The sequence below is a fragment of the Roseivirga sp. UBA1976 genome (assembly GCF_002336325.1).
Lineage (GTDB): Bacteria > Bacteroidota > Bacteroidia > Cytophagales > Cyclobacteriaceae > Roseivirga > Roseivirga thermotolerans.
Genome location: NZ_DDDQ01000032.1, coordinates 1 through 9,490, shown reverse-complemented (window position 1 = coordinate 9,490; position 9,490 = coordinate 1). Strand labels below are relative to the sequence as shown.

Sequence of the window (9,490 nt, the reverse complement as noted above, 5' to 3'; positions counted from 1 at the left end):
TACCGTTTCTTTACTTCCCTACCTATGGGAGCAGATTGCTGAGATCAACAATATTAAAATGATGATCAACTATGGCATTGAGAAACTGAAGTTTAACCAACCGGTATTGGTAAATTCTGAGGTACGTTTGCGCGTAAAGCTAAGCAGTCTGGCCGATCTGAGAGGAATTACCAAGTGCCAACTGAACGTTACACTGGAAATTAAAGACAATCCTAAACCTGCCTTTACAGGGGAATTTATCTTCTTATATCATTTTAATAACTAATCTACCAGTCATTCCCGCTGAGGCGATAATCTTTACTGAGAGCAGATACCGAGGTTATTCTGGTTAATTTCTGACTTCTTTCTTCCTCACATAAATAGTCTTATCCAACTCGCACACCACATCGCCTTCTTCGTCTGTAATTTCCAGAGGAAGCACAATCTCAGTCTTTCCATGTGCATCGGCCTCTGATCTAAGCTGCTCCACAAGGGCATCGTTAATCTCAAAAACACAGGTTACTTTTCCCCTACCCGGTTTTTTAAAGCGAATGGTAGATGCTTTGTCCCATACGATATATTCTTTACCCAAATTTTGCAAAATGAGCAACATGTAAAAGGCATCTGACATGGCCATGAGCGAACCACCAAAATGCACCCCTACCAGGTTTCGGTTCCACCACCTGAGCTTCATGCTCACAACCGCCTTTTTAAAGTCTGGGGAAATGTGGTTTACACGAATACCCGCCCCAAGAAAAGGCGGGTAAAAATTCATCAATTTGATTTTCGTATGGTTAGATAGCCTGAACATTCTCTCTGATGTTTACTTTTGTTCTAAATAAAACAAAAAGCAATGACAGCAGAAATTCATACCGAGAAAGGACTAATGAAAGTGGAGTTTTATGAGAAAGACGCTCCCAATACCGTAAAAAACTTTGTAGACCTTTCTAAAAAAGGCTTTTACGATGGCCTTACCTTTCACCGTGTAATTCCCAACTTTGTAATACAAGGTGGTTGTCCCAATGGCATTGGCAATGGCGGACCCGGTTACTCGATAGACTGTGAGTTAGACGGAGACAACCAATACCACGACCGTGGCGTGCTTTCTATGGCTCATGCCGATCGTAACACAGGCGGTTCACAGTTCTTTATTTGTCATAGTCGACAAAACACCTCTCACCTCGACAGAAACCACACCTGCTTTGGTAAGGTCTATGAAGGTATGGAGGTGATTGACGACATACGACAAGGCGATAAAATTGAAAAAATAGTAATTATAGAAGACTAACCATTAACCCATGGCCTTTGCAATGCGCAGTACAACTATGGCTAAAGATTCATTGCCTATCTTTCAGCTCATAGACGAGATACCGGAGGCCATGGGTTACTTATAGTTTACTTTCGGAAACCAGCTCACTTCGCGAATAGATAAACTTTCTAAAGTCTGCCGGTTTCTTGTCATTGAGCAGCTTTATACCTCCCAAAGCTTCAATGAGTTTGCCAAAATTCTCTTCGGCCTTTTCATACTGTTCTCTGTTGGCATAGGTAGTCAAGAGTACAATATGTCCCGGCTTTCCATCTTCAGGCCCGGCAATCATAAACTCAAAGCTATCAATGTAATTGCTTTTTAATGCTTGCTCCCTCAGTACTTTCCAGTTATTACGGTAGTAATATTCCGCCTCTGCCTGGTTTTTATTCAATACTTCCACAATCTCTAGCGTGGATATTTTCTGAGCCTTGAGCGATGGAACAGTGAACATAAGAAGTCCAAAGAAAATAATGTATCGCATAGTCATTTACGTTTAACCGATGTGCACATATACCCGAAAGGACAGACTAAGGATTCATAAACCAGACCGATAACCCGATTCCATCGACCAATTATCGGTGAACGATAGCCTTTACAAAATCGGCCACCAGATAGCTCAGCGCCTTACCCACCATCAGTTTTTCGGACTCCTCGTTAGGAGCTGCTTCGGGCAAATGCAAATACGCAGGGCTAAGACTCTTAGCACACTGTCGAACAAAAAGCCTGGCCTGTTCGAGCGAAACTCCCGATGGTGACATGGCGCTGCTGGGCATCATACGAATAGCATCCATGTCTACTTCAATACCGCACTCTATCATATCGTCAACAACAAAAGAAACAGCATCGGCCAGCATACTTTCCAGATAAGTAATATTTTCGAGAAAAGAATACTTCACCTGCTCGTCCGCATCCATCGATTTCAGCATATTCTCACTGTTGTACGACTGATGCAGACCAAAGGCAAAGTAACGATTCAGGCATTTTTTCTGCCGTGCATACGAAAAACCATTGCCGCTATGCCTCCCTTCCAGTGCCCGAAAATCGGCATGTGCATCCAGGTTAATGGCATTTACTTTCTTTTTGTGAGCCACGGCCGCACAAGCCTTTATTATGGGGTAACTATTGTTGTGCCCTCCGCCAATTACAATGGGAATAAGCCCTGCAGCTTTCACCTCGGTAAGTACATTTTCAACCATCTCGTCTACCTCTTCACAAAGTAAATGCAGTTTCTGAAAATAATAGTCCGATGCGGAATCGAGCGCATCGGCCTTTTCCTGAATAGCGTCAATATTCACAGCTCCCAGCACACATATTTCATTGCCACGGAGATACCGGTTGCTTTGTATATTGCAGAAAGCCCTAAGAAAACTATCCCAGGCATGTTGAGTTCCTGGTCGGCCATGATTGCCCATTACTCCCACACATTCCGGAATACCGATTAAACAGAACCGAACCTCTTTTTTGAGTTTACCCAAAGCAGCCTGCCAGTCTTTGGCTTTTAAGAAAATCATGGTTTCTCCTACTCGGGTTTCTCCTTTACGAGGCTTCACCAATTGGTCGGGGTTTGCCGCAATTATCATTTTGAAGGGTTAAGTGTATATTTCGTCCAAAAATAATTAAAAAGCTTTTGGGCAGTCCTTATATTCGCTACCTGAACTGTAAAAAGTTAAGGCAAAAAGCCCTCGTTTAGTAAAGAGGCAAAGCAGGCAATAATGAAAACTAAACCAAAGCTGAGTGGTATAATTCTTAGTGCTTGATGCCGAACAAACGTGAAATTATTTATACATTTCTCTACAGCCAGATAGTTAACACATGAATTATACACCCGAAACGGTGCGCATTTTTGTGGTCGAAGACGACCCCTTATACATGAAATTGGTTCGTTACATAGCCGAACTAAACCCAGACCATGTAGTACACGCCTTTGAAGATGGCAAGTCTTGCATCGACAATCTTCATGAAAACCCCAAAGTAGTTATACTAGACTATTCTCTCCCCGATATTTCGGGCAAAGAGGTACTACAGGCCATAAAAAAATACGACCCCGAAATTCAGGTCATTGTGGTGTCTTCACAAGAAAGTATCAATACGGCTGTGACCCTGTTAAAGCATGGGGCCTATGATTATATAACCAAAGACAATGAGACCAAAGACCGACTGCTCAATGCCATTAACAATGCCAAGCGCGTGTCGTCTCTTACCCAACAAATCACCACACTTAAAGAAGAACTCAATCAAAAATACGAGTTCGAGAATACCATCATTGGAGAAAGCCCGGCTATAAAAAGGGTGTTTAAAATGATGAACAAGGCGGTAAAGACCAACATTACCGTGAGTATTACAGGAGAAACAGGTACGGGAAAAGAAGTTGTAGCCAAAGCCATACACCACAATTCAGACAGAAAATCGAAACCCTTTGTGGCAGTCAATATCGCTGCCATTCCGGAAAACCTGATTGAAAGTGAGCTATTTGGTCATGAGAAAGGAGCTTTTACCGGTGCATTGGCTCGAAGGAAAGGGAAATTTGAAGAAGCCGATGGCGGAACACTTTTCTTAGATGAAATTGGGGAGATGGACATCAACCTGCAGGCCAAACTGTTGCGCGTGCTTCAGGAAAGAGAACTAACCCGGGTTGGTGGAAACGAAGTAGTGAAGTTCGATGTACGAGTAATTGTAGCCACTCATCGCGACCTTGCCGAAGAAGTAAAACAGGGCAATTTCAGAGAAGACCTCTACTATCGTTTGTTGGGTATTCCTATTGAGCTACCTCCTCTTAGAGAGCGTGGTCAGGACGTTATTCTAATTGCCAAGCACCTGCTCAGGCAATTTGCAAAAGAAAATAAGCTTGGAGCTGTAAAAATGAGTAAGGAAGCTCAAAACAAACTTATCTCATACCCCTTTCCGGGCAATGTGCGCGAGTTGAAGTCGGTGGTAGAGTTGGCAGCGGTTATGTGTGAAGAGAATGAGATTGAAGCTGAAGACATCACCTTTAACAGCCTGCAAAAAGAAGGACAGTTTTTGTTTGAAGAAATGACTCTGCGCGATTATACCTTCAAAATTATCAGGCACTTTTTAGACAAGTACGATAACAACGTGCTGCTGGTAGCTAAAAAGCTGGGAATTGGCAAATCAAGTATATACCGCTATTTGAAAGAAATGGAAGAAGGCTAAGAAGCTTTGGCCAGAAAGACCTTTTCTATTTTGAGCAATAATTCTGAAGGCACCAAAGGCTTATCCAGACATCCGTAATAGTTGGCGTATTCACGCTCCAGGCAACTGTCTTTATAGCAATTGGAACTCATTACAATAACCGGTACCTGGCTAAATCGAAGATCATCGTCCAATGCCTCAATCATTTCAAGCCCCGACATACGCGGCATTTCTATATCAGTGATAATCAAATCTGGTAAGTCGCTGTCGCTCAGCCACTCCATAGCCTCTGCCCCATTTCCGGCCGTCACCACTTCATAATAATCGCTTAGGAGGAACTTTACGGCCTTCAGCGTGCTTTGGTCATCTTCTACTACCAGTATTCTCTTTGTCATAACTCACGAATGTTCCTCAATAACAGCTTTAACTGTGCCAAAAGGCAAAAAGTTATGAGCGAGGTTCGAAAGGCACAAACGGTTTTACACCAAAGCCCGGTGATGTACCATATTTGGACAAGTTGTCCCAGATGGGGACGAAACAAGATTTAACCATCCACCACAATTTAAGGTCTATTTTGCGGGCATTTTATTTATGTTTGACAATCACGTTAAAGATTATTTGAGACATGAGAAAATTCGGACTTTTTAGTTTGCTTTTTATTTGCGCGGTATGGCTAAGTGCCCAAACCAAGCCACTATCGCAACTCACGGTAGAGGAGATCATGCAGGCGCCCGAAAAATTTATCGGCACCTCACCTTCGCGGGTAAGCTGGTCTAAAGACAGCAAGAACATTTATTTTTACTGGGACCCGGATGCTGACGGACGTTCTTCTGCCTTCAAAATCAGTAAGAACGGTGGTGAAGCCGAAGCCATTGAAGATACCAGCGATGGTTGGCCCTCCAGCTACGAGTTCAATAGCGACAAAACCAAAATTGTATATGCAAAGGGCGGTGATATTTACATTAAGGAACTAAAGTCTGATAAAGAAACACGACTCACCGCAACCAACTCACGTGAATCGAATCCGCGTTTTCACAAGGATCACATCATTACCTTCATTGCCGATGACAACCTTTTCAGCATCGATACTGAAACAGGCTTAATGAAGCAACTGACTAACTTCCTTATTGAGCGCAACCCCGATGAAGACAATGGTTCTTCCAGAAACATTGGCAGATCGGAAGGCAACAGAGAGCAAGACAATTGGCTGCGCGATGACCAGTTGAATACATCAGAATATTTGGCCGAACAGAGAAGAAGACCTCGCAGAAACTTTTCCGGTTTCTTTGGTGGCGACTTTGGACAGTCGGAAGACAGACGCAGCACCATTGAGTTGAGAAATGTAAGAAATATTCAACTCTCGCCTGATGGCCGTTTTGTGAGCTTTATGGTTTATCACTCTCCGGAAAATGGAGCTAAAAACACGATTGTACCAAACTATGTAACCTCTAGCGGTTATACCACCGACATTAACACTCGGCCCAAGGTAGGCGGTGAGCAAGGCTACTCCGAAATAGGTATATACAACATAGCCGCAGACACCTTTTATATGGTAGACAAAATGAAGCTGCCGGGTATTACCGATTTGCCTGACTATGTGAAAGACTATCCGGATAAAGAATGGAAAGAAGAGCCCCGAAATGTATCGGGCAACGATATCATCTGGTCTGGCGATGGCAAATATGCCGTGGCTCACTTTGGAGCACACGATAACAAAGACCGTTGGATTATGCGCCTTATTCCTGAAACAGGCGACCTGATTACTATAGACCGTCAAAGAGATGAGGCATGGATTGCCGGCCCGGGAATAGGTAGTGAGTCTTTCTCAGGCACATTTGGTTTCTTACCCGATAACAAAACCATATACTTCCAGTCAGAGAAAACAGGATACTCTCACCTATACATTCACGATTTGTCTAATGGAGTAACCAAGCAATTGACCAACGGCAATTTTGAGGTATACAACCCTTTCCTTTCATCTGACGGCAGCAAGTGGTACTTCCATGCCAATATGAAACACCCGGGCATAAGACACTTCTACTCATTGCCAGTACGTGGAGGAACCCCAACCCAAATCACTTCGGTTGACGGTGGAAATGACGTAACCCTTTCTCCCGATGAAAAAACCCTGGCTATTGAATACTCATACATCGACCAACCCACCGAACTTTATGTTCAGGACAATAAGCCCGGAGCAAAACCTAAGAAACTTACCGAAAGTCTTCGCGATGGTTTTAAGCAATACGACTGGCATCAACCGGAGGTAATCACCTTTAAGGCAGAAGATGGAGCCGATGTACACGCCAGGCTATACAAGCCCCAAAACCCCAATGGAGCAGGTGTAATATTTGTACACGGAGCCGGTTACCTCCAGAATGTACACTTCTGGTGGAGCACCTACTTTAGGGAGTTTATGTTCAATAACATGCTCATGGCCAAAGGCTATACCGTGCTGGATATCGACTACAGAGCTAGTTCCGGGTATGGAAGAGATTGGAGAACAGGTATTTACAGACATATGGGAGGTAAAGATCTTTCCGATCAAATTGATGGAGCTCGTTATTTAATGCGCGAACACGGTGTTGAAGCTGGAAGAATAGGCATGTACGGTGGTTCCTATGGCGGATTTATCACCCTCTTTGCTATGTTCAAACACCCCGATGTGATAGCCGCAGGAGCAGCATTGCGTTCGGTAACCGACTGGGCACACTACAACCACGGGTACACCTCCAACATATTGAACACTCCCGTAGAAGACCCCATTGCCTTTAAACGAAGCTCACCCATTTATTTTGCCGAAGGACTACAAGGAGACCTACTTATTGCCCATGGTATGGTAGATACCAATGTACACTTCCAGGATGTGGTACGTTTGGCTCAGCGACTTATAGAATTGGGTAAAGACAATTGGGAAATGGCCCTATACCCTATTGAAAACCACGGTTTTACGGAACCATCGAGCTGGACAGATGAGTACAAGCGAATTTTCAAGCTTTTCGAAAACACCATTGGTAAAAAATAGTCACATGATTAAAAAAGCAGCATCATTAGTATTAGTGCTTTGTCTGTGGGCCTGTGCAAGCCCCGCAGAAAAGGCTACCGTAAAGAGAGGTCTTATTACCGAAAAAGCAATGGTGGTCTCAGCCCACCCTTTGGCTTCAGAGGTTGGTAAATCCATTCTCCAAAAAGGAGGCAATGCTGTTGATGCTGCTATTGCTACCCAACTTGCCCTGGCGGTTGTGTATCCCGGAGCAGGCAACATTGGAGGCGGTGGTTTTATGGTAAGCCGAATGGCCAATGGCGAAATTGCTACTCTCGATTACCGCGAAAAAGCTCCACTGGCCGGAGGACGCGATATGTATCTGGATGCCAATGGGGAGGTAATAGACCGAGCCAGCACCCGTGGCCACCTGGCGGCCGGAGTACCCGGAACCGTAGCCGGACTAGCGGCTGCCCATGAGAAATACGGACGACTAAGTTGGGCTGAATTGGTACAACCATCTATAGATATAGCGGCCAATGGCTGGGCTTTAACAGCACGTGAAGCAGGAAAGCTAAATAGTAACCGAGAGGCATTTATTGAATACAATACCGAGTTGCCCGATTTCTTTCTGGCCAATGAAGGCAGCGAGTGGAAAGAAGGCGACACTGTGAGGAATAAGGAAATGGCCGAAACGCTAATCCGCATCAGAGATGAGGGAAGAGATGGATTCTATAAAGGAAAAACTGCCCAACTCATTGTGGAAGAAATGGAGCGCGGCAATGGCCTGATTTCGCTGGAAGACCTGGAACAATATGAGGCCGCGTGGCGCAAGCCCATAACGGGAAGTTACAAAGACTATGAGTTCATTTCCATGCCTCCACCATCGAGCGGAGGTGTGGCGCTTGCGCAACTTCTCAATAGCGTAGAAAATCTGGACTTACAAAAGTCGGGCTTTCATAGTGTGGCTGCAGTACATGCCATGGTAGAGGCCGAACGCAGAGTTTATGCCGACAGGGCCAAGCACCTTGGCGATCCGGATTTCTGGGATGTGCCCAGAGAAGGCTTGCTGTCTAAAGACTATTCCCTCGAGCGAATGAAAAACTTCGACCCTAACGTGGCTACACCAAGTGCGCAAATTCAGGCCGGCCAACCCATGGCCTATGAGAGTGAAGAAACCACCCACCTTTCGGTGGTAGACGAAGAAGGAAACGCGGTTTCCGTAACCACTACCCTCAATGGAGGTATGGGCTCTAAAGTATTTGTAGGCGGTGCCGGCTTTTTGCTCAACAATGAAATGGATGACTTTAGTATTAAGCCCGGAGAACCTAACATGTACGGACTGATTGGTGGTGAAGCAAATGCCATTGCACCAGGAAAACGCATGCTCAGCTCTATGACGCCCACAATCGTAACCCGTAATGGCAAACTATTTATGGTTGTAGGAACACCCGGTGGAAGTACGATTATCACCTCTGTTTTTCAAACCATTCTCAATGTAGTCGATTTTGAAATGGGTATGCAGGAGGCAGTAGAAGCCCCTCGCTTTCACCATCAATGGCTACCCGACCAGGTAAGATACGAGCGCAATGGCCTGGATAGTGCTGTGGTTGCTCAACTCAAAAAAATGGGCCACACCATGAATGAAGGTGGAGCCATGGGCCGGGTTGATGCAATACTGGTTTTGCCTGACGGCCGACTGGAAGCTGGTGCAGACCCAAGAGGCGATGATGCTGCAGCCGGTTATTAAAAAATATAAAACTATAACAAGATAAGTTATACGCCCTTGTAATAGATAAACAGCTGTTACCCCCTATGCAAAGAAGCTGTCTCAAAGGCTAAACGAAATTCCCAATACAGCGTGAATCTTCTTCTTGTAAGGTTAGAGGGTTATTTATTTAGTTAGATCGCATAAAAGCAAATAGATCACTTGAGCTATAAGTTGTGCCTTCACAGCACCAGAAATGGGCCAATTGTGAAGACACAAATGGCGACAAAATGTCAAAACATAAGCCATTCGACTTAAGTAACCTGAGTTCGATGTAAGGAAAGAACGTCATGCCGGAAAAACA

The 9,490-nt window shown here is 44.6% G+C and carries 8 protein-coding genes and 1 pseudogene; 5 read left to right on the top strand and 4 right to left on the bottom strand.

Annotated features, from left to right (window positions below):
- Nucleotides 1-265 (top strand): annotated as a pseudogene (locus B3763_RS03035) (MaoC/PaaZ C-terminal domain-containing protein); the annotation flags it as partial.
- 63 nt (nt 266-328) lie between these two features.
- On the opposite strand, the gene B3763_RS03030 reads toward B3763_RS03035, so the two are convergent.
- A complete protein-coding gene (locus B3763_RS03030; RefSeq protein ID WP_286743540.1) occupies nt 329-754 on the bottom strand; it encodes a DUF4442 domain-containing protein in 426 nt (141 codons plus the stop codon).
- Nucleotides 755-832: 78 nt separating this feature from the next.
- Here B3763_RS03030 and B3763_RS03025 point away from each other — a divergent pair, with 78 nt between their 5' ends.
- Nucleotides 833-1,267, top strand: coding sequence for a peptidylprolyl isomerase (locus B3763_RS03025; protein WP_286743537.1), 435 nt, complete (start codon nt 833-835; stop codon nt 1,265-1,267).
- Between the two features lie 100 nt (nt 1,268-1,367).
- Here B3763_RS03025 and B3763_RS03020 read toward each other — a convergent pair whose 3' ends face one another.
- Entirely contained in the window at nt 1,368-1,769 is a 402-nt protein-coding gene (locus tag B3763_RS03020) for a hypothetical protein (RefSeq protein ID WP_286743534.1), read from the bottom strand.
- Between the two features lie 91 nt (nt 1,770-1,860).
- A complete protein-coding gene (locus B3763_RS03015) occupies nt 1,861-2,868 on the bottom strand; it encodes a formimidoylglutamase (RefSeq protein WP_286743532.1) in 1,008 nt (335 codons plus the stop codon).
- A gap of 232 nt (nt 2,869-3,100) precedes the next feature.
- Here B3763_RS03015 and B3763_RS03010 point away from each other — a divergent pair, with 232 nt between their 5' ends.
- Nucleotides 3,101-4,459, top strand: a complete 1,359-nt coding sequence (locus B3763_RS03010; protein WP_189630976.1) for a sigma-54-dependent transcriptional regulator — start codon at nt 3,101-3,103, stop codon at nt 4,457-4,459.
- Here the strand turns inward: B3763_RS03010 and B3763_RS03005 are convergent.
- On the bottom strand, nt 4,456-4,833 hold the full coding sequence (locus B3763_RS03005; RefSeq protein ID WP_189630975.1) for a response regulator: 378 nt from the start codon (nt 4,831-4,833) through the stop codon (nt 4,456-4,458). The two genes, B3763_RS03010 and B3763_RS03005, sit on opposite strands and share 4 nt — an antisense overlap.
- Before the next feature lie 230 nt (nt 4,834-5,063).
- On the opposite strand from B3763_RS03005, the gene B3763_RS03000 reads away from it, so the two are divergent.
- Together B3763_RS03000 and ggt are read left to right on the top strand one after the other, a co-directional pair.
- Complete coding sequence (locus B3763_RS03000; RefSeq protein ID WP_189630974.1) at nt 5,064-7,460, top strand: S9 family peptidase; 2,397 nt, start codon at nt 5,064-5,066, stop codon at nt 7,458-7,460.
- 4 nt (nt 7,461-7,464) lie between these two features.
- Nucleotides 7,465-9,168, top strand: a complete 1,704-nt coding sequence (gene ggt, locus B3763_RS02995; RefSeq protein ID WP_348655155.1) for a gamma-glutamyltransferase — start codon at nt 7,465-7,467, stop codon at nt 9,166-9,168.
- Nucleotides 9,169-9,490: the final 322 nt, after the last annotated feature.